We start from the raw sequence: 21,148 nt of genomic DNA on the forward strand, positions 1-21,148 counted from the left end.
ATGACCGATTTCTTTCTTATCTTTTCCTAAGAAGTTCACATTCTCTATGCGTGCTTCTTCCGCTTTACGGGCTTCTTCCGCTTTGCGTGCTTCTTCTGCTTGTTTACGTGCCGCTTCCGCTTGACGAGCTTCTTCGGCTTTGCGTGCTGCTTCAGCTTTACGTACCTCTTCTACCTTACGTGCTTCTTCTGCCTTACGAGCCTCTTCAGCTTTACGTGCTACTTCGACTAATGCTTGCGTGTCATCTTTTTTATAAGTGATCACATAAGCATTGGTACCATTTGGTTTAATTGAATCTACAATTAGTCCCGTAAAAGATTTTTGGTTCTTTGCTGTATTTTCATTAAATGCCGTTTTTAAGACAACCGTTTCATCTAAAATATGCCCTTCAGGATCTTTGTAAGTTAACATCACAAATTGAGGGGATTCAATTTTAGTTGAATTGCCGATTTCTGTACGACTAAAATCAGGATCACTTGGAGTTAAACTAGCTGTATTTGGTGTATCCTGCACTTGTGTATTTTTAGATCCATTCGTTTGTTTAGCTAGCTGTTTTGCTTTAATGTCCTCTTCAATTTTAGGATTATAGAGTCGCCATACCCCACCTTTTTCTTGAAGTGTATAACTGTAGGCACCTAAATCTACTTTTTCTTTATCTAGCGTGAGTGTTAAATCATGCCGTTGAGCAGTGGAAGCATTAAATAATTCCAACGCATCGTATTTTGGCTCACCTGTTTTATTGCGAACGTGAAGGGTAAATTGACCGCTTGCGGTTTGGTTTACGACTATTTTATCGCCACGTTGATTACTTAAATCGGTGAAATAATGGAATCGTCCTTGACCTGAAAGATTATTCACGGTTAATTGATGATAAGACGTTGTTGTTTCAGGTGTATCACTCGCATTCAGGTGAATATTACCGCCGTTCATCACTAATTGATTGATTTGGCTATTTCCTGTTAAATACCATTGACTATTCGTGCCAAAATGAACCGAACTTTGATCTGTGCTGTGAATTGTGCCTCGTAAATTAGCTTTACCTAAAATTGCTTGGCTTTGCCCATTTAACGTGAGGTTGCCCGAGATGAAAGTAGGGTTAAAACTGTTGAGTGCTTGTTCAGTTAAATTAGCACTACTACACGTAATGTATCCCGTATAGTCTGAACGTACACAAACAGGATCACTATAAGAATAGCCTAAATGTAATTTAGCCTGATCCGAAGCGGTTAAATTTGCACTCACATTTGCAACATTTCGGCTGATATAAAGTACAGAATTTTGGTTCACGTTGATATTACGTGCATTGAATTGTCGGTTAATCCAATCATCAGCAATTACCACTTCATTATTGAGAGAAAAATGCGGATCTTTATTTGCTGAAGAACGATTTACCGTATCTTTGGCGTGCGGTGTTGGTCTTCCTGATAAAATCAACTGCCCTTTATTAACCTGAATGTCGCCATTGAGGTTTGTGCCGCCAGTGAAAAGGAAGCGGCTTCGATCTTCTTTTGCTGCAATGCGAAGATTCAGTTCACCATTGGATAAATTTGGATTAGTTTCCCCTAAATAGCCATTAAAACCATTAATTTTGCGATTATTAGTCCACTCAACTACCTTCGCTTTGGCTTCTGCTTGAGTTGTTCCCATAAACTCCCAGCTATCATTGCTGGTTTCGCTCCCACAAGGCATCGCGTCACTCGTACTTTTACCTGCCTTTAAAGCGAAATAACGATTGCCGCAATTATCCATATTGAGATAAAGGTGCTTACCGTATGGAATCCGTCTTCTTGTGAGTAGCCTTGGGTTATCCTCTTCTGCTGATGGCTCAATCGTATGAATTAAAACTTGTTCAGGACGTAAGAATTGTTCGCCAGTCAATGTCACCGTGCTTGCTTTGGTGGTATTATGATTAACTATTTGGGCCCCTTCATCCACATTTCGGATATGGGTAAAACTTAATGAATTTCCATTTAAATCTAAACGTCCACCTCTAAAACCAAAATAAATTTGTTCAGGATCTACTTGTTGTGCATTTTTTAATACGACGGTTGGACGACCACTTACAATTCCTAATACAGAAAAAGCACGAGTTTTTCCTCTTGCATCAGCTTGTTGATCTAAAATAACGGTACCATCCCCAACCTTTATTCTACCTTTATTTTCACCTGTTCCTTGAACAAGAAGTGTACCTTTACCCAACTTCGCTAGACGATCATCTGAAGGGTTGTGTACTTTCCAGACAACTTCTTTTCCTTCGGCAATATCAATCCCAGCACCTAGCCAAGTAATATTATTTGTTTTTCCTTTAACTTCGTAATTTCCTTTAAAAAAGAGACCGCCTGCACCTTGGTTAATATTATTTTGTAGCTCCAATACTCCATTGCCCTCTAAAACCACACTTTTACCGTGATTAAGAGAATCAAATAAATTATTGGAAGAAGAAGCCACATTAACATTGAGAGAATGCTCTGCATTACTTATCGTGCTACTATTATTATGTGATCTCCACTGATAAGGTTTACTAGAACCTGCCAATGTGCCTGCAATATCATCGTTTTGCGTTATTTTCGCAAATGCTTCTTTATAGATATTCCATTCCTGCCAGCGTTTGAGATTGTAACCAGCCCAATAATCATAGGTACCAAGAAACACCCATTTATTTTTTTCTTTATCAAAAACAAACAAAGGGGAGCCACTATCGCCTAATACGCCATAGTTTGTTAAAGCATCTTGTGAGAGTAAATTTTTTACATCCCAATAACCTGAACGGCTTCCAAAACCAACAAGACCATTTAATTCATGATTGACAGAATAAGGCGTTCCGCCAATCGAATATTGATAAGCATCTGCAACGAAGTCTAAATCATCTCCCTGATTGTTATTATCAAGTTTATAATATCCCCCTTTTTTATAAATAAATTGCGTCCCTGCACCTACTCGAGCAAAATAAGGAAAACGATTTTTATCGTTATAAGTCCCTTTCGTTCCTCCTGCCGTGGTTACCTCACTTGGCACAACCTCAGTGACAAATTTATCTAAACGTGGCATATAATAATCTTCAAGTCGTCCTTGATCATCGGCAGACCACCCTTTATTCGGGGCAAAATTATTTTTATCTACGCTGTTATAAAGGTTTTCTTTATTTTCTATATCCCTATGCTCAATAGGATGTCCAAAATAAAGCGTATTAACATAATTATTAACATGCTTCGCACTAACAACATACTGGGGGTTAACTAAAGTTGCAATTCGTCTTTGTGTATCTACTGAACTAAAGTCCACCATAGGAGTATCACCAAACACACTACCAAGAGATTTTCCTTGTTTATCAAAAACTTCAATCTGTTTAGCCCCCACAAAAAATTTCCCTTTATTTTCTGCAAAATCACGGAATGTTTGATAATCAACATCGTCTCTGACTAAAGCCGCTTCTGTACAGGGAATGAATGAGTAAGCAAGAAAAATGGACAAAGAGATGGAATTAATTTTAAATCGGTTCGTTTCCATAAAAACACTACTGGCTTAGTTTAAAAAATGAACTATTATTATACGCTAAATAGGTAACAGAGACTATCACTATTTCATTTTCTTATTGAGAATAATGACTAAATATGAAAATAAACTCGCATTATTAGAATAATAATGCAAAAATATTGCATATAATTTCAACATTATGGCATTTTTGTAAAAGTATTATTTGAAAGCAATCGTTTGCTTTGCTAGAATAGTCCGATTTTTTAATCCACAATTGCAGGAGTACATATTATGGCATTTAATCTCAAAAATAGACATTTACTCAGTTTAGTGAACCATACCGAACGTGAAATTAAGTATTTGTTAGATTTATCACGCGATTTAAAACGTGCGAAATATGCTGGCACAGAGCAGCCTCGTTTAAAAGGCAAAAACATTGCGTTAATTTTTGAGAAAACCTCCACCCGTACTCGCTGTGCTTTTGAAGTAGCGGCTTATGATCAAGGGGCTCACGTAACCTATATTGACCCAACCTCTTCACAAATTGGGCATAAAGAATCGATGAAAGATACCGCTCGCGTATTGGGTAGAATGTATGATGCGATTGAATATCGTGGCTTTAAACAATCAGTTGTCAATGAGTTAGCAGAATATGCGGGCGTACCAGTATTCAATGGCTTAACTGATGAATTCCACCCAACACAAATGCTTGCCGATGTACTCACAATGATTGAAAACTGCGAAAAACCATTGAGCCAAATTAGCTACGTCTATATCGGTGATGCACGTAACAATGTAGGGAATTCACTCTTGTTAATCGGGGCGAAATTAGGGATGGATGTGCGTATCTGTGCACCAAAAGCATTGTTACCAGAAGATTCGCTGGTCGAAATGTGCCAAAAATTTGCGGCAGAATCGGGGGCTCGTATTACGGTAACCGATGATATTGATACGGCGGTGAAAGGTGTGGATTTCGTGCATACCGATGTGTGGGTGTCAATGGGTGAACCGCTTGAAACTTGGGGCGAGCGTATTGATATGTTAATGCCTTATCAGGTTACACCTGAGTTGATGAAACGCACAGGCAATCCAAAAGTGAAATTTATGCACTGCTTGCCTGCATTCCACAATAGCGAAACCAAAATTGGTAAGCAAATTGCAGAAAAATACCCCGCTTTGGCAAATGGTATTGAAGTAACAGAAGATGTGTTTGAATCACCAGCAAATGTGGCATTCGAACAAGCAGAGAACCGTATGCATACAATTAAAGCGGTGATGGTGGCGAGTTTGGCGTAAGGGGAAGAAAAATGAAAATCGTAGTTGCTCTAGGTGGCAATGCATTATTAAAACGTGGCGAGCCGATGACGGCACAAAATCAAGCAACGAATATTCGCGTCGCAGCAGAACAGCTTGCCAAAATTAAACCCAATAATGAGCTTGTAATTTCACATGGCAACGGGCCACAAGTGGGGTTACTTGCGTTACAACACGCAGCTTATTACGCTCAAGATGCGAAAATTGAGCCCTATCCGTTAGATATTTTGGTTTCACAAACTGTGGGAATGATTGGTTATATGTTACAACAAGAATTAACCAATCTAATTCCTGAACACCCAGCGCAAACCTTGGTGACTCAAGTGATTGTCGATAAACACGATCCTGCGTTTGCTAAACCAAGTAAACCGATTGGTCAGGTGTATAGCCAAGCGGAAGCGGAAAAATTAGCCGCGGAAAAAGGCTGGACAGTGATGGCTGACGGACAATACTTCCGCCGTGCGGTACCAAGTCCGAAACCTGTCGACGTTACTGGCATTGAAGCGGTGAAAGCGTTACTTGCACAAAATCAAATCGTGATTTGTGGCGGTGGTGGTGGTGTGCCAAGTTTCCGTAATGAAAAAGGCGAATTACAAGGTGTGGAAGCAGTGGTTGATAAAGACTTAGCGACCGCCGTGATTTCAGAAAACTTGGATGCTGATTTATTTATTATTGCCACCGATGTGGATGCTGCTTGTGTCGATTTCCAAAAAACGACCCAACGCAAAATCGCTAAAGGCAGCCCAGAAGCGCTCGAAGTCTTAGCTTCCGAGTTCGCCCCTGGTTCAATGGGACCAAAGGTACAGGCAGTAATCAACTTCGTTAAAGCAACAGGCAAAGATGCGGCGATCGGCTCACTTGCCCAGATTCAAGATATTGTAGCAGGCAAAGCGGGAACGCGTGTAACAAATAGCGTTGAAGGCTTAGAATTTTACTAATCTCTAAGCGTTCATAAAGCGGTTGAATTTATTGTAGATTTTGCAAAATTTACATAAAATTTAACCGCTTATTTTTTATAGAAAAAAGACTATGATTGAACACATTATTGCAACCGACTTCGATCGTTTATTCGAAATTGAACAACAAGCACATATTATACCTTGGTCAAAAGGTACGTTGTTGAATAACCAAGGTGAGCGTTATTTAAACCTAAAATTGCTTGAACAAGGAAAAATCGTCGGCTTTGCGATTTGCAATATCGTATTGGATGAAGCGACGCTATTTAATATTGCCGTTGATCCCGCTGAGCAAGGTAAAGGCTATGGCAAAGTATTATTGCAAGGGTTAATTGAAGAATTGGGCAAAAAAGGTGTGCTCACGCTTTGGCTTGAGGTGCGGGAATCCAATACTAAAGCTCAACAGCTTTATACCCAGCTAGGCTTTAACGAGGTAACCATTCGCAAGCATTATTATCCTTTACCTGATGGAAAAAAAGAGAATGCCATTGTGATGGCGTTGTATTTATAATCAATTTGGCGTATAAAGTAAAAACAATTTTCTATTCAAGCGGTCGAAAAAGTAAAATATTTTACGAGTTGAGTAGTCAAATTATTTTCTTTTATGAAGAAAATAAAGCATAATTTGATCTATATTCATAAAATCTAATCAAAAAATGGTATAATCAAGCCGTTTTTATATTTTTAAATTTGATTAAAAGAGGAACTCACTATGTCAGTTATCAAAATGGCAGACCTTGATTTAGCAGGTAAACGCGTTTTCATTCGTGCAGATTTAAACGTGCCAGTTAAAGAGGGCAAAGTTACTTCAGATGCACGTATTCGTGCAACGATCCCTACATTAAAATTAGCGTTAGAAAAAGGTGCTAAAGTGATGGTAACTTCACACTTAGGGCGTCCGACTGAAGGCGTATTTGAAGAGAAAGATTCTCTACAACCTGTCGTTGATTACTTAAATGCTTCAGATTTAGGTGTGCCAGTACGTTTAGTTCGTGACTACTTAGATGGTGTGGACGTAAAAGACGGCGAAATCGTTGTTTTAGAAAACGTGCGTGTAAACAAAGGTGAGAAGAAAAACGAAGAAGAATTATCTAAAAAATACGCTGCACTTTGCGACGTATTCGTAATGGACGCATTCGGCACGGCACACCGTGCTCAAGCATCAACTCACGGTGTAGCACAATTTGCACCAGTTGCTTGTGCAGGTCCATTGTTAGCAGCTGAATTAGACGCACTAGGCAAAGCGTTAAAAGAACCACAACGCCCAATGCTGGCAATCGTGGGTGGTTCAAAAGTTTCTACCAAATTAACTGTTTTAGACAGTTTATCAAAAGTCGCTGATCAACTTATTGTTGGTGGCGGTATCGCAAATACTTTCATTGCGGCTAAAGGTCACAATGTAGGTAAATCTTTATACGAAGCAGATTTAATCCCTGAAGCACAACGCTTATCAAAAGCGACGAACATTCCAGTACCAGTTGATGTGCGTGTAGGTACAGAATTCTCTGAAACTGCACCGGCAATCGAAAAAGCAGTAAACGAAGTTTCTGCAGAAGAATCTATCTTCGACATCGGTGATAAATCAGCAGAAGAATTAGCAGCGATTATCCGCAGTGCGAAAACCATTCTTTGGAACGGCCCAGTAGGTGTGTTTGAGTTCCCTAACTTCCGTAAAGGTACAGAAATCGTGGCACAAGCAATCGTTGATGCAACGGCAAACGGTGCATTCTCTATCGCAGGTGGTGGTGATACTTTAGCTGCAATCGATATGTTTGGTATCGCAGATAAAATCTCTTACATCTCAACAGGCGGCGGCGCATTCTTAGAATTCGTAGAAGGTAAAGTATTACCAGCAGTTGAAATCTTAGAACAACGTGTGAAAGGTTAATTTCTAACTCTCTTTTATTCGCCCCCTACGCTTGCGGAGGGGGCAGAGCGAAGCTCGGGGGAGGGATTGCAACGAAGTTGCAAGGTTTTTGTAAAATTTAACCGCTTTCCCCTCCCTCCGCCTTCGGCACCTCCCTCCGTAAACGGAGGGAGGGAAGTAAGACCAAATTTTTAACATTTAGAGGAAACAAAAAATGGGTTTATTAGATATCGTAAAACCAGGTGTGGTTACAGGTGATGATGTTCAAAAAATCTTCGCTTACGCAAAAGAACACAACTTCGCAATTCCAGCGGTAAACTGCGTAGGTTCAGACTCTGTAAACGCAGTATTAGAAACAGCAGCACGCGTAAAATCACCAGTTATCGTTCAATTCTCAAATGGCGGTGCATCATTCTATGCAGGTAAAGGCATCAAACCAACTTCAGGTGCACGTCCAGATGTTTTAGGTGCAATCGCAGGGGCTAAACACGTTCACGCTCTTGCACAAGAATACGGTGTGCCTGTTATCCTTCATACAGACCACGCAGCGAAAAAATTATTACCTTGGATCGACGGTTTATTAGATGCAGGCGAAAAACACTTCGCAGAAACAGGTCGCCCATTATTCTCTTCACATATGATCGACTTATCTGAAGAGCCAATGGAAGAAAATATGGCTATCTGCCGTGAATACCTTGCTCGTATGGACAAAATGGGGATGACCCTTGAAATCGAAATCGGTATCACTGGCGGTGAAGAAGATGGCGTAGATAACTCAGATGTTGATGAATCACGTTTATACACTCAACCACAAGACGTATTATACGTTTACGACCAATTAAACCCAGTAAGCCCACGTTTTACCGTTGCAGCAGCATTCGGCAACGTACATGGTGTTTATAAACCAGGTAATGTGAAATTAAAACCATCTATTTTAGGTGCTTCACAAGAGTTCGTTTCTAAAGAACGTAACTTACCTGCAAAATCAATCAACTTCGTATTCCACGGTGGTTCAGGTTCATCTCGCGAAGAAATCCGTGAAGCAATCAGCTACGGTGCAATCAAAATGAACATCGACACGGATACCCAATGGGCATCTTGGAACGGTATTTTAAACTTCTACAAAGCGAACGAAGCATACTTACAAGGTCAATTAGGTAACCCAGAAGGCCCTGATTCACCAAACAAAAAATACTACGACCCACGCGTTTGGTTACGTAAAATGGAAGAATCTATGTCTAAACGCTTAGAGCAATCTTTCGAAGACTTAAACTGCGTAAACGTATTATAATTTGTAAACTTGTCGCAACTTTAGACCGCTTGCAAAAGCGGTCTTTTTCTATCAAAAATCTGTAATTAATTATTAAATGGTGGAATAAATTCTACCCTACGAGTATGGCACTTTTAGAGATCCAACACCTTAGTAAACGCTTTATTGAACGTAGCAGCATTTTTCACAAGCACGATTTTTATGCAGTGAAAGATGTCTCTTTCACCCTCAACCGCCGTGAAACGTTAGCGATTATCGGTGAAAATGGCTCAGGAAAATCCACACTTGCCAAAATGATCATTGGGCAAGTTGAACCTACTTCTGGGCAAATGTTATTTAGAAATAAACCGCTTGCATTTGGTGACTACGCTTTCCGAGCCAAACATATCCGAATGGTATTCCAAGATCCAAATGATGCTTTTGATCCTAACCATAATATCGGGCAGATTTTAGATGCACCACTTCGAATGGCAACTCAGCTATCTGAAGAAGCCCGTAATGAACGCATTTTCCAAACGCTCAAATTAGTTGGGCTTTATAAAGATCACGTATTGACACCGATTTCTTTAGCATCGAACAGCCAAAAACAACTCGTTGCTCTTGCACGAGCGCTTATTTTAGAGCCAGAAATCCTGATTATTGATGACACTTCTAGCACGCTCGATTTCTCTGTTAAGACTCAGATGATCAATTTAATGCTTGAGCTTCAACAGCGCCTTGCTCTTTCATTTATCTACATTGGGCAGCATCTCGGCTTGATCAAACACATCAGCGACAAATTACTCGTTATGCACGAAGGCGAAATTTTAGAATATGGCACAACCAAAGAAGTATTGTTACGTCCACAGCATGCCATTACGGAACGCCTTATCGAAAGCCATTTTGGAAAAAAATTAACGATGGAAGCTTGGGCAGAATAAATTTCTGCCTATACTTGGGTATTTCTGCACAGATTTGAGAAGCATATACTACTTGCAATATCCTACGAAAAATCAACTGCTTGAGGAGAGAAAAATGGATCTGACCAAAGTTATTGAAACCCGCAAAACCATCAAAATGTTCAATCCGAATGTGAAAATTAGCCGTGAAGAAATGGCTGACATGTTCACACTTGCACAGCTCGCCCCTTCAAAAGCTAACTTACAGCCTTGGCGCTATGTGGTGATCGATGAAACGGAAAAGAAAAAACAGCTACTCGGTTTGGTGGGACATAATGCTCCGCCGTGTGAGAGTGCCTCTGTGGTCATTTTAGTCTTAGCCGATTTAGAATATCAAAAGGTATTAGGTGATCTTTTGGATTATTCGGTAGAAAAAGGTTGTTTAATGCCACAATTTCGCGAGAATTCATACAACTTCTTGTTAGGCTTATATGAAAAATCAAATGCGGAAGAAATTCGCGATCAAGTACTTATCGATACCAGCCTTGCCACAATGCAATTGATGTTAGTTGCCAAAGATAGAGGATACGACACTCACGCCATTGGCATTTTTGACCGTAAAGCAGTGATGAACGTCTTAGACGTGGATAGCAAGCGTTATGCACCGTTAATGCTACTCGCCATCGGAAAAGCCACCACCACACCTATTCCAAGCGTTCGCTTACCGTTAGAATATACAATTTCATGGAATGATGGGAAAGGATTTAAAAAATAAAAGATTTAAAAATACAGTTTTACATAAATATCATATCAATGGCATTTCCCTTAGCATAGCAACAGTGTTTTTAGGTCAACACTGTTGCTACAAGAAAATCAAGCTAATGGTTTAATTGTGCAGTTTCTACATAACACCACAAAAATATCATAGTAGATAAACGTAAAATCCATTTTATGCAGAAATTCCTCATCTACTATGAACTTCACTAATCAATCCCCTTCAACTCATCTTTCGATAACGTCTCTTTCTCTTCACTTGCTTTACCGTTGTTTACTTTAAATTCCAAGTTTTGGAAATAAGCTTCACGGAAAGTTACATAAGGGTCGAGCGATTGTTTGATTAACGCATCTTGGTCAAGTAAGTTAGCACGGGTATTAATGCCTTGAACGCTAAATTTTGCAATACTCCAAGGGGTAGTTAAAAGTGAAAGCACAGGATATGCAGAATCTACTACTTTTCCGACCGCTTGTCGTGGGGTGGTTGGTCCATAGCCAGGTACCATGATATATGCCCCTGTGCCCACGCCATAGTGCCCAAGCGTTTCGCCAAATTCACGGTTGCCGTTATCAAGTTTTAAGTCTGGTGTTTTGCTTGCCCAGTCGATTAAACCGCCAATACCGAATACGGAGTTAATCCAGAAACGGTTGAAGTGAATCATCGCTTTTTTCACTTCACCTTCAAGTAAACGATTCACGAAACTTGCGGGCTCATCCAAGTTATTCGCTACATTCACTAAACCTGTTTTAACAGGGCTTGGCACGTAGTCACGCCAACCTTTTGCCACTGGTTTAACCACATAAGGATCAAGATAGTTGTAATTTATATTCCACATCGCACGGTTAAACCCTTCGAGTGAATCTTTACGTTCGCCCGTGTTCGGATCGATGGCAGATGAACAAGCGGTCAATAATAGGCTTGCAGTTACCAATGCAGTTGCTTTTAATTTCATAATATTTCCTTGTTAAATTCAATACGGTTATTGTACTTGTTCGACGCCTAAAAGACCAACAGCTTTCTGCATAAAATCACAATAGAAATCTAGACGTCTAGATTGCGATATAGTTCAGATTTGATTACAATAACGCCATTTTTAGCGGGGAAAATATATGAAAGATTGGCGTGGCGAATACATTAGCCCTTATGCAGAACATGGCAAAAAAAGTGAACAAGTGAAGAAGATCACTGTATCAATTCCAATTAAGGTATTGGAAATACTAACCAATGAGCGTACGCGCCGTCAGATTAAAAATTTGCGTCACGCCACTAATAGCGAACTACTTTGTGAAGCCTTTTTACATGCGTTCACAGGGCAGCCTTTGCCAACCGATGAGGATTTAATGAAAGAACGCAGCGATGAGATTCCAGAGCAGGCAAAAGAAAAAATGCGTGAGCTTGGCATTGATCCTGAGAATTGGCAATACTAATCAAGTCCCACGTTTGTGGGGTTTTTTATCACTATGACAAAAGCACAAAAGGAGTTTTTATGCAAACAAAACAACTGACGAGAGAGGCTCAATGGGCTTTGGGCTTAACCGTACTCTATATGTTCGGCTGGATTATCTTAGCCTACTTTTTCCCTGTGAAATTAGGCATTCTAGGTTTACCGATTTGGTTCGAACTTTCTTGCGTTTTTCTACCGCTTCTGTTTACCCTGTTGGTGTACATCGTGGTGAAAAAGGTGTATCAAAATATCGACTTAGACGGCAACGTGGAGGAATAAGCGATGAATATGGAAATGGTTATCCCACTGATTGCCTATCTTTTGTTTGTATTTGGCGTGGCATATTATGCTTACCGACAACGTAAGGGCAGCAGTTTCCTATCTGAATATTATGTCGGTAGCCGCTCAATGTCTGGCTTTGTATTGGCAATGACTACCGCAGCCACCTATCTTGGTGCAAGTTCGTTTATCGGCGGACCTGGCGCAGCTTACAAATACGGGCTAGGCTGGGTGTTACTCGCGATGATTCAAGTGCCTGCGGTGTTGCTTGCTTTGGGCGTACTCGGCAAAAAATTCGCAATTTTCGCACGTAAACATAAAGCCGTAACCATCAATGATTTATTACTTGCTCGCTACCAAAACCGTTTTGTGGTTTGGATTGCAAGCCTTGCATTATTGCTCTCTTTCTTTGCGATGATGACGGTACAATTTATCGGAGCGGGGCGTCTTCTTGAAACCACACTCGGAATGGACTACAAACTGGCAGTGATTATTTTTGCGGTTACCGTGGGTATTTATACCTTCATCGGAGGCTTCCGTGCTGTGGTAATGACCGATACTGTGCAAGGCTTGGTAATGCTTATTGGCACGCTATTCTTGCTAGGTGGTGTGATTTATGCCGCAAACGGACTAGAAAATGCGATGGAAACCTTAAACAACATCAACCCGCAGTTGCTTGCCCCGTATGGCATTGATGAGCGTCCGCTCGACTTCACTTTTATGACTTCATTTTGGGTGTTGGTCTGCTTTGGATTGATTGGCTTACCGCAGCTAGCAGTGCGCAGTATGGCGTATAAAGATAGTCAATCACTTCATCGTGCTTTGGTCATCGGCACACTCGTGGTCTCGATTCTTGTGCTGGGAATGCACCTCACAGGCGTGATTGGACGTGCCGTGGTGCCCGATCTAAAAATTCCTGATCAAGTGATTCCAACGCTGATGGTGCAAGTGCTTCCACCACTAGTTGCGGGAATTTTCTTAGCCGCACCGATGGCAGCCATTATGTCTTCCATCGACTCGCTACTTATTCAATCTTCCTCAACATTGATTAAAGATTTATACCTTGCGGTAAAACCAAGTGCGGTGCATAACGAGAGTAAACTCAAACTGTTCTCAACGCTCACCACGCTTACCTTTACTTTCTTGCTCGTGTTTGCCGCTCTTAATCCACCCGATATGCTAATTTGGCTGAACTTACTCTCGCTCGGCGGTTTAGAGGCAACCTTCTTATGGGTCATCGTGCTCGGGCTTTATTGGGATAAATCGAATGCGACAGGTGCAATCAGCTCAATGCTCGTGGGCTTAATCAGCTATGTCATTATCGCCAGCTTTAAAATCAGCATTTTCGGCTTCCACGCCATTGTGCCATCACTGGTTTTAGGCTTGATTGCATTCTTGATTGGGAATCGATTCGGGCAACCATCTAAGAGCCAAGCGGTCAAATAATCAGATTTTTTTACAAATAGGAATGATGATGAACGAACCATTATTGCAACCCCCGCACGACCCAAATCAACGTACTATTATGATTGTTGTGTATGTGCTATTTGGATTAGGTGTGATTTTCGGTGGCTTACCCGCTATTGCAGGCGTGATTTTGGCTTATATCAAACGACAAGATATGTTGCCAAATTCACTTTACCATAACCATCTTACCTTTCTGATTCGAACCTTCTGGGGCTCAGTCGCGGGTACGGTGATAGGATTTATCCTTAGCTTTATCGGCATTGGCATTTTGGTGCTTTTTGCAGTGGGAATTTGGTATCTTTTCCGTGTGATTTACGGCTTCGTCAAATTGATGGATGAGAAATCCGTCACCACAACGGGTTGGTTTGTGTAGTTAATAGAGAGGGGATTGAATATTCAATCCCCTTTGCTTTTATCTTGGTAGCTTCTGACATTTCGGGCAGAAATAGGTATTGCGTTGCCCAACTACTTTCGTTTCAATAATCGCACCGCAATCATGGCATTCTTCACCTTTACGCCCATAAACCTGTAGCACTTGAGCAAAATAACCAGGCTTACCATCGGGTTGAATAAAATCCTTGAGCGTGGTGCCGCCTTGAATGATCGATTTAGTGAGTACTTCTTTAATAACCTTAACCAAGCGTTCACACTGTTTCTGCGTGAGATTCTGGGCGGAAAGCTCAGGATGAATACCCGCCATAAAAAGCGACTCACAAGCGTAAATGTTGCCCACACCAACTACCACTTCATTGTTCATAATAAAGTTTTTTATTGCCACGGTTTTCTTGCGACCTTTCTCGAATAAATAACCGCTTGTGAACGCATCAGATAACGGTTCAGGGCCAAGCTTTTTCAAAAGTTCGTGTTCCTCTGCCTTCTCTGCCCAAAGCCAACAACCGAATTTACGCGGATCGTTGTAGCGTAAAATCACGCCGGATTCGGTGAGTAAATCCACGTGGTCATGCTTGCCTGCGGGCAAATTGTCACTCGCCTTTAAAATACCTAGCGAGCCAGACATACCAAGATGCACGATAATATCCCCCTTGTCGGTATGCAAAATCAGATATTTGGCACGACGAGAAAGTGAGAGAATTTTCGCCCCTTGCATTTGAGAAAGCTCTGCAGGAATCGCCCAGCGTAATTTAGGCGTTCGGGCAATGATCTGCTTGATGGTTTGCCCTTGTAAATAAGGCTCAACACCTCGTAGGCTTGTTTCAACTTCAGGAAGTTCTGGCATAAATTTCCTCATATTTTCTTATAAAATAAGCGGTAGAAATTGCAAGATTTGCTGCAAATACTACCGCTAGTAATACTAAGATTAATGTTTTTTCTTAATCAAATAGTGCCCGATATAACCAACAATCAAACCAATAACCGCAAACGGTAGCCATTCCATAGAGTAAGATTTGAAAGGTAGGTTGTCGGTAAAGCCTGTGCCGATAACGGATAAAATCGAGATGATAGTCACAAATCCCAACGCTAAACGTTGCCCTAATAATGGGATGCGGTGTAAGGCGTTAATACCAAGCACTAAGATCACTGTCATCGCAATTGGATAGAGGATTAACAGCATCGGTACGGATTTTTCGATTACCGCTTTTAAACCAAGGTTTGCAATGGCAAAGCTGATCACACAGAACAGAATCACGTAAGTACGGTAGCTAATTTTCGGGAAAACTTCGCTGAAGTATTCACCGACTGAGGTACATAACCCCACCGCAGTGGTTAAGCACGCAAGTGAAACGATAACCCCTAACACCATTCGTCCGTATTCGCCAAAGGCTTGTTGGGCTGCGTTATTGAGGATATAAGTACCGAGGTCTTGTTTGCGTTCTGCAAGCGCGGTCAAAGTTTCTGGGTTCAGTTGTGCGTGGTTGCCAATCCAACCAATAGAAAAGTAGATAAATCCTAATGCAACCGCTGCAATAATACCAGCAAAGACGGTCTGTTTAATCAATGCTGATGGGCTAACACCTTTGGCTTTAATCGCATTTAATACAATCACCGAGAATGCTAATGAAGCCAGCGCATCCATTGTGAAGTAGCCTTCAATTACCCCCTTAAACACCCAGGACTCTTCTTGTACGGTTACCGCCACAGGGGGTTGATCGAATAAGAAAAAGGCACGAATAACCAAAGCGATAATGGTTAAAATCAACGCTGGTGTTAAAATTGCTCCCACGCGATCTACCATTTTTGATGGGTTTAGGCTTAACCACATTGTGATCGCAAAATAAATAAACGTGAAGATAAACAGCGGTAAATTGCCCACATCTTCGCCTAAAAATGGCACAACCGCCATTTCATAAGCTGTCGCACCTGTACGGGGACCAGCAAAGAATGGACCAATAGAAAGATAAATTGCCGCCAAGAAAATTAGCGAGAACCAAGGATGGATGCGGTTTAGTGCTGCTTTGTAGCCACCTTCGTAAAAGGCACTGACAATAATCCCGAGTAAAGGTAAGCCTACCCCCGTAGTGATAAAGCCCAAAATAGACGGAAAGAAATGTTCTCCACTCTCAAAGCCAAGCTTAGGTGGGAAAATAAGATTGCCAGCTCCGAAAAAGATGGCAAAGAGCATAAAGCCAACAACAAATGTATTTTTAGTCATAATTACACACACAAATAAAAAGTAAAAAATAACAGGGAATAAAAGCAAAAAAACCGAATTTTGCTATTATTGAGGGCAATAATAGCAAAATTCGGTAGAAATTAAACCGCTTTTAGCGATTAGTTCATATATAAACCACCATTCACGTGGAGGGTTTCGCCGTTGATGTAGCGGGCATCATCAGAGGCTAAGAATGCCACCGCTTTGGCGATATCTTGTGCCGTACCTAATTCACCTGCTGGGATTTGACTTAAGATCGCTTCTTTTTGTGCTTCGTTAAGCTCGTCTGTCATATCAGTTGCGATAAAACCTGGCGCAACCACGTTCACGGTAATACCACGTGAAGCCACTTCTTTCGCCAACGATTTTGAGAAGCCGATTAAGCCTGCCTTCGCTGCACAATAGTTGGTTTGACCTGGGTTACCCATTGAGCCAACTACCGAGCCGATAGTAATAATGCGTCCGCCTTTTTTCATCATTGGGCGAAGCACGGCTTTCGATAAGCGGTAAACAGAGGTAAGATTAGTTTGAATGATGTCGAACCAATCTTGATCTTTCATACGCATTAACAAACCGTCTCGGGTAATGCCTGCGTTGTTTACCAGAATGTCGATATCGCCCACTTCCGCTTTGATTTGTGCAAGTACGGCATCAATAGATTCTGGCTCAGTTACGTTTAAGACTAAGCCTTTGCCTTTCTCACCTAAGTAAGCTGAAATAGCTTCCGCGCCTTTTTCTGAAGTTGCCGTGCCGATCACAAATACACCTTTTGCACTTAATTCTTCTGCGATTGCTCGCCCAATTCCACGGGTTGCCCCTGTGACTAATGCGATTTTGCCTTGCATTGTGTTTTCCTTTATTCGTAGGATGGGCTTCAGCCCACCAAAATGGTTCTAAATTTTCAATAGTGGGCTAAAACCCACCCTACAATTATGCTTCTACAGCCTCAAACGACGCCACATCATTCACCGCTTTTGCTGAAAGCTCTTTGACGATACGGCTGGTTAAGCCTGTTAACACTTTACCTGGACCGATTTCGTATAAAGTGGTTACACCATCTTTTGCCATTTTTTCAACGGTTTCTGTCCAGCGTACTGGACTGTAAAGCTGGCGGACTAACGCATCGCGGATTTTCTCTGCATCAGTTTCCGTTGCCACATCAACGTTGTTGATAACAGGCACAAGCGGTTGATTTAGCGTGATGTTTTGCAATGCTTCTGCTAATTTGTCTGCCGCTGGTTTCATTAACGCACAGTGCGAAGGCACGCTCACTGCTAATGGCAATGCACGTTTTGCCCCTGCTTCTTTACATAATTCGCCTGCACGCATTGCGGCAGTTTTCGTACCAGCAATCACCACTTGACCAGGCGAATTGAAGTTCACTGCTGAAACAATCTCACCTGTTTCGCTAGCTGCTTGTTCGCACGCTTTGATGATTGCTTCATTATCTAAGCCAATAATCGCAAACATTGCACCAGTGCCTGCTGGCACGGCTTGTTGCATTGCGTTGCCACGTAGTTCAACTAATTTGATTGCATCTTGGAAATCTAACACGCCTGCACACACTAACGCAGAGTATTCGCCCAAGCTATGACCCGCCATCACAGACGGTTTTGCTTCAGGGAATTTTTGCTGCCAAATACGGAAAAGTGCTACAGAAGAAGCTAATAACGCAGGTTGTGTACGTTGCGTTTGACCAAGATCTTCGGCTGTGCCGTTTTGAACTAAATCCCATAAATCATAGCCAAGCACATCGCTTGCTTGTTTGAAGGTTTCTTCCACGATTGGATATTGTAATGAAAGGTCAGCAAGCATTCCAACCGCTTGCGAGCCTTGACCTGGGAATACCATTGCAAAATTAGACATTGTTGTTCCTCTTGTAAAATGGAAGCGGTGAGATTTGGCAAAAGTTTTGCGAAATTCAACCGCTTGAAAATAGAAATAGTGTATCAGTTTTGAGAAATTTGACTCATCGGAGCAGATTTAATCAGGTGAGTAGTAAAGTTTGCCGATTTCAATACGGTTTCGACCTGTTTCTAAACGCCATTTGTTAGAGTCGCGCAAAGAGTAAACGCAGCCGCAATACTCTTGTTGATAGAAACGTTCGCGTTTGCTGATTTCAATCATACGTTGTGAGCCACCGCCTTTACGCCAGTTATAATCCCAATAAACCACATCATCATAATGCGAAGCCGCACGATGTCCGCAATCGTTGATTTGGTTCATATCTTTCCAGCGTGAGATGCCTAAACAGCTGGTAAATACTGGAAAACCGTTCTCGTGAGCGTATTGTGCCGCTTTTTCAAAACGCATATCAAAGCACATTGTGCAGCGAATACCACGTTCTGGCTCCCATTCCATCCCTTCCGCTTTTCTGAACCACTCTTTGCGATCGTTTTCGTAGTCGTCATCTACATCAATAAAGGGAATATTGTGTTTTTCGGCAAAGCGAATATTTTCCTCTTTGCGGATCATATATTCTTTGAGCGGATGGATGTTTGGGTTATAAAAATAGATCGTAAATTCTATCCCAGAGGCAAGGATCGCTTCCATCACTTCGCCCGAACAAGGTGCACAGCAAGAGTGAAGCAGAAGTTTATTATGTCCGTTTGGTAATTCCAATTTTGGACGCACAAAAGGGGCGTTTGGATCTTTGCCTTTGCGGGTAAGTTTACGTTTTTGTTGTAATGCCTCTTTGTGTTCTTGAGGCTGGAATGTTTGTTCTGTCATTATTTAAAAATCTTTAAGATTATTTTCGCCCTCTCCGTTTACGGAGGGGGCTGTTGCGAAGCAACTGGGGGAGGGATTGCAACGAAGTTGCAAAAAGTCAGCGAGTTTTAACCGCTTGTTTTCCCCTCCCTCCGCCTTCGGCACCTCCCTCCGTAAACGGAGGGAGGGAAGTCAGAGAAATGTAACTAAACTAATAAGCTCGATCCACCGACAACCACGCCAATGAAATCAACGCTTGTTTATATTCGCTTTCAGGTAAAACCGCTAATGCATCCACCGCTTTTTGGGCTTCGGCTTTGGCTTTTTCCATCGTGTAATCGAGCGATTTATGCTCAGCCATAATAGAGAGTACTTGATCGATATCTTCGCGATTACCGCCATTTTCAATCGCTTGGCGGATCAAATTAGCTTGCTCTTCATTACCGTGGTGCATTGCGTGTAAAAGTGGCATCGTTGGTTTACCTTCCACATAGTCGTCTCCCACGTTTTTGCCGAGAGCTTGGGCATTGGCAGAATAGTCAAGAATATCATCCACTAACTGGAATGCTGTGCCTAAGTAGCATCCATAATTTTTGAGTGCGGTTTCAATTTCTTCGCCTGCATTAGCTACGATCGCCACACATTGAGTCGCAGCTTCAAACAAGCGAGCGGTTTTATTGTAAATCACACGCATATAGCTCTCTTCGGTCGTGTTTGGGTCATTGACGTTCATCAATTGTTGCACTTCACCTTCTGCTAATGCGTTTGTGGCTGCCGACATTACTTTAAGCACTTCAAGCGAATCCACCGAGGTCATCATCTGGAAAGAACGGGTATAAATGTAATCGCCAACCAGCACACTTGCCGCATTACCGAAAGCGGCATTGGCGGTTTCACGACCGCGACGCATATCGGACTCATCCACAACATCATCGTGTAAAAGGGTGGCAGTATGCACAAATTCAATAAATGCGGCAGTCGTAATTTGCTTGCTGCCTTGGTAGCCTAACGCACGTGCGGCAAGCACGGTAATTAACGGGCGAATGCGTTTGCCACCACCACTAATAATGTAAAAGCCGAGCTGATTAATTAGCGGCACTTCCGAGTTCAGTTGAGCTAAAATTTCAGCATTTACCAATTGCATATCATTGGCTGCCAAAGCTTGAATTTGATCGAGGGTAAGTTTTTGAGTCATCTTTTCTTATCTAAAAGCTAAAAATTAGATTGATTTTACCGCACTTTCTATTAGCTGCAAAATTTTGTTAGAAATCGAATAAAGCAATCGTTAAAAAAGCGGTTTTAGCAAGAAATTGGCTAATAAGGGAAACAAGATTTTTTCAAATTTTCTAAAATTCGTTCTTGCTCTTTGTTTTCTTTTTGCGTAGAATTGCAACCCTATTTTATATGAATTTAAAAGTGTCTCTCGCAGAGCGTAAAAGGCACAAATTAGCGGAGTAAATATGTACGCAGTTTTCCAAAGTGGCGGCAAACAACACCGAGTGAGTGAAGGTCAAGTGGTTCGTTTAGAAAAACTTGAAATTGCAACTGGTGAGAAAGTTGAATTCGACTCAGTGTTAATGGTCGTTAATGGCGAAGATGTTAAAATTGGTACACCAGTAGTAGCTGGTTCAAAAGTAGTGGCTGAAGTAGTAGCACACGGTCGTGGCGAGAAAGTTAAAATCGTTAAATTCCGTCGTCGTAAACACAGCCGTAAACAACAAGGTCATCGTCAGTGGTTCACAGAAGTGAAAATCACTGGGATTCAAGCATAATTTCAGAGGAGATCAAGTAGATGGCAACTAAAAAAGCTGGTGGTTCAACTCGTAACGGTCGTGATTCTGAAGCTAAACGCCTTGGTGTTAAACGTTTCGGTGGCGAATCTGTATTAGCAGGTAGCATCATCGTTCGTCAACGTGGTACTAAATTCCACGCAGGTACAAACGTAGGTATGGGTAAAGACCACACTTTATTCGCAACTGCAGATGGTAAAGTTAAATTCGAAAGAAAAGGCGACAAAAACCGTCAATACGTAAGTATCATTGCTGAGTAATGTAAAGCAAAATTTCAAGAAAACCTCACAAATGTGAGGTTTTTTTATACCTAA

21 protein-coding genes are annotated in these 21,148 nt (G+C 41.6%); 13 read left to right on the forward strand and 8 right to left on the reverse strand.

Annotated features, from left to right (window positions below; translation table 11 throughout):
- Positions 1 to 3,507: S6 family peptidase (locus tag QMF79_RS04525; protein WP_281772927.1), on the reverse strand; the 3,507-nt coding region annotated here is incomplete at its 3' end.
- A gap of 258 nt (positions 3,508 to 3,765) precedes the next feature.
- Here QMF79_RS04525 and QMF79_RS04530 point away from each other — a divergent pair.
- The 7 genes from QMF79_RS04530 to QMF79_RS04560 all read left to right on the forward strand — a co-directional run bounded on the left by QMF79_RS04530 (position 3,766) and on the right by QMF79_RS04560 (position 10,534).
- Positions 3,766 to 4,770: an ornithine carbamoyltransferase gene (locus QMF79_RS04530; RefSeq protein WP_111313247.1), complete on the forward strand. Its 1,005-nt coding sequence runs from the start codon at positions 3,766 to 3,768 to the stop codon at positions 4,768 to 4,770.
- A gap of 11 nt (positions 4,771 to 4,781) precedes the next feature.
- Entirely contained in the window at positions 4,782 to 5,726 is a 945-nt protein-coding gene (gene arcC / locus QMF79_RS04535; protein ID WP_281772928.1) for a carbamate kinase, read from the forward strand.
- Positions 5,727 to 5,817: 91 nt separating this feature from the next.
- Positions 5,818 to 6,255, forward strand: a complete 438-nt coding sequence (gene rimI / locus QMF79_RS04540; protein WP_281772929.1) for a ribosomal protein S18-alanine N-acetyltransferase — start codon at positions 5,818 to 5,820, stop codon at positions 6,253 to 6,255.
- A gap of 201 nt (positions 6,256 to 6,456) precedes the next feature.
- The gene (gene pgk, locus QMF79_RS04545) at positions 6,457 to 7,632 is read left to right on the forward strand and encodes a phosphoglycerate kinase (protein ID WP_281772930.1); all 1,176 of its coding nucleotides are present in this window, start codon (positions 6,457 to 6,459) and stop codon (positions 7,630 to 7,632) included.
- Positions 7,633 to 7,825: 193 nt separating this feature from the next.
- The gene (gene fbaA / locus QMF79_RS04550; protein ID WP_281772931.1) at positions 7,826 to 8,902 is read left to right on the forward strand and encodes a class II fructose-bisphosphate aldolase; all 1,077 of its coding nucleotides are present in this window, start codon (positions 7,826 to 7,828) and stop codon (positions 8,900 to 8,902) included.
- Between the two features lie 104 nt (positions 8,903 to 9,006).
- The gene (locus QMF79_RS04555; RefSeq protein WP_005705208.1) at positions 9,007 to 9,801 is read left to right on the forward strand and encodes an ATP-binding cassette domain-containing protein; all 795 of its coding nucleotides are present in this window, start codon (positions 9,007 to 9,009) and stop codon (positions 9,799 to 9,801) included.
- A gap of 94 nt (positions 9,802 to 9,895) precedes the next feature.
- Positions 9,896 to 10,534 (forward strand): nitroreductase family protein, encoded by a 639-nt coding sequence (locus QMF79_RS04560; protein ID WP_281772932.1) that lies wholly within the window; start codon positions 9,896 to 9,898, stop codon positions 10,532 to 10,534.
- Between the two features lie 208 nt (positions 10,535 to 10,742).
- Here QMF79_RS04560 and QMF79_RS04565 read toward each other — a convergent pair whose 3' ends face one another.
- Positions 10,743 to 11,486 carry an MlaA family lipoprotein gene (locus QMF79_RS04565; protein ID WP_111313252.1) on the reverse strand — a complete coding sequence of 248 codons (744 nt, stop codon included), beginning with the start codon at positions 11,484 to 11,486 and terminating at the stop codon, positions 10,743 to 10,745.
- 157 nt (positions 11,487 to 11,643) lie between these two features.
- Between QMF79_RS04565 and metJ the strand changes: the two genes are divergently transcribed.
- The 4 genes from metJ to QMF79_RS04585 are packed head-to-tail and all read left to right on the forward strand — an operon-like array spanning position 11,644 to position 14,097.
- Positions 11,644 to 11,961 carry a met regulon transcriptional regulator MetJ gene (gene metJ, locus QMF79_RS04570; RefSeq protein ID WP_005709104.1) on the forward strand — a complete coding sequence of 106 codons (318 nt, stop codon included), beginning with the start codon at positions 11,644 to 11,646 and terminating at the stop codon, positions 11,959 to 11,961.
- A gap of 59 nt (positions 11,962 to 12,020) precedes the next feature.
- Positions 12,021 to 12,257: a YhdT family protein gene (locus tag QMF79_RS04575; protein ID WP_005709123.1), complete on the forward strand. Its 237-nt coding sequence runs from the start codon at positions 12,021 to 12,023 to the stop codon at positions 12,255 to 12,257.
- Positions 12,258 to 12,260: 3 nt separating this feature from the next.
- Complete coding sequence (panF, locus tag QMF79_RS04580; RefSeq protein WP_281772933.1) at positions 12,261 to 13,703, forward strand: sodium/pantothenate symporter; 1,443 nt, start codon at positions 12,261 to 12,263, stop codon at positions 13,701 to 13,703.
- A 28-nt stretch (positions 13,704 to 13,731) separates the two neighbouring features.
- Entirely contained in the window at positions 13,732 to 14,097 is a 366-nt protein-coding gene (locus QMF79_RS04585) for a DUF4870 family protein (protein WP_281772934.1), read from the forward strand.
- Positions 14,098 to 14,136: 39 nt separating this feature from the next.
- Here QMF79_RS04585 and mutM read toward each other — a convergent pair whose 3' ends face one another.
- The 6 genes from mutM to ispB form a co-directional block, all read right to left on the reverse strand.
- Positions 14,137 to 14,961 (reverse strand): bifunctional DNA-formamidopyrimidine glycosylase/DNA-(apurinic or apyrimidinic site) lyase, encoded by an 825-nt coding sequence (gene mutM, locus QMF79_RS04590; RefSeq protein ID WP_281772935.1) that lies wholly within the window; start codon positions 14,959 to 14,961, stop codon positions 14,137 to 14,139.
- 81 nt (positions 14,962 to 15,042) lie between these two features.
- The gene (gene brnQ / locus QMF79_RS04595; RefSeq protein ID WP_111427939.1) at positions 15,043 to 16,335 is read right to left on the reverse strand and encodes a branched-chain amino acid transport system II carrier protein; all 1,293 of its coding nucleotides are present in this window, start codon (positions 16,333 to 16,335) and stop codon (positions 15,043 to 15,045) included.
- A gap of 119 nt (positions 16,336 to 16,454) precedes the next feature.
- Complete coding sequence (gene fabG / locus QMF79_RS04600; protein ID WP_281772936.1) at positions 16,455 to 17,180, reverse strand: 3-oxoacyl-ACP reductase FabG; 726 nt, start codon at positions 17,178 to 17,180, stop codon at positions 16,455 to 16,457.
- An 85-nt stretch (positions 17,181 to 17,265) separates the two neighbouring features.
- Positions 17,266 to 18,201: an ACP S-malonyltransferase gene (gene fabD, locus QMF79_RS04605; protein WP_281772937.1), complete on the reverse strand. Its 936-nt coding sequence runs from the start codon at positions 18,199 to 18,201 to the stop codon at positions 17,266 to 17,268.
- 117 nt (positions 18,202 to 18,318) lie between these two features.
- The gene (locus QMF79_RS04610) at positions 18,319 to 19,065 is read right to left on the reverse strand and encodes an epoxyqueuosine reductase QueH (RefSeq protein WP_005705217.1); all 747 of its coding nucleotides are present in this window, start codon (positions 19,063 to 19,065) and stop codon (positions 18,319 to 18,321) included.
- 190 nt (positions 19,066 to 19,255) lie between these two features.
- Complete coding sequence (gene ispB / locus QMF79_RS04615; protein ID WP_281772938.1) at positions 19,256 to 20,239, reverse strand: octaprenyl diphosphate synthase; 984 nt, start codon at positions 20,237 to 20,239, stop codon at positions 19,256 to 19,258.
- A gap of 265 nt (positions 20,240 to 20,504) precedes the next feature.
- On the opposite strand from ispB, the gene rplU reads away from it, so the two are divergent.
- Complete coding sequence (gene rplU, locus QMF79_RS04620) at positions 20,505 to 20,816, forward strand: 50S ribosomal protein L21 (RefSeq protein WP_040218750.1); 312 nt, start codon at positions 20,505 to 20,507, stop codon at positions 20,814 to 20,816.
- A 20-nt stretch (positions 20,817 to 20,836) separates the two neighbouring features.
- On the forward strand, positions 20,837 to 21,094 hold the full coding sequence (rpmA, locus tag QMF79_RS04625) for a 50S ribosomal protein L27 (protein WP_005705226.1): 258 nt from the start codon (positions 20,837 to 20,839) through the stop codon (positions 21,092 to 21,094).
- The last annotated feature ends 54 nt before the right edge of the window (positions 21,095 to 21,148 follow it).

This window comes from Pseudohaemophilus parahaemolyticus (assembly GCF_938021905.1).
In the GTDB taxonomy this organism is placed as follows: Bacteria; Pseudomonadota; Gammaproteobacteria; order Enterobacterales; family Pasteurellaceae; genus Haemophilus_A; species Haemophilus_A parahaemolyticus_B.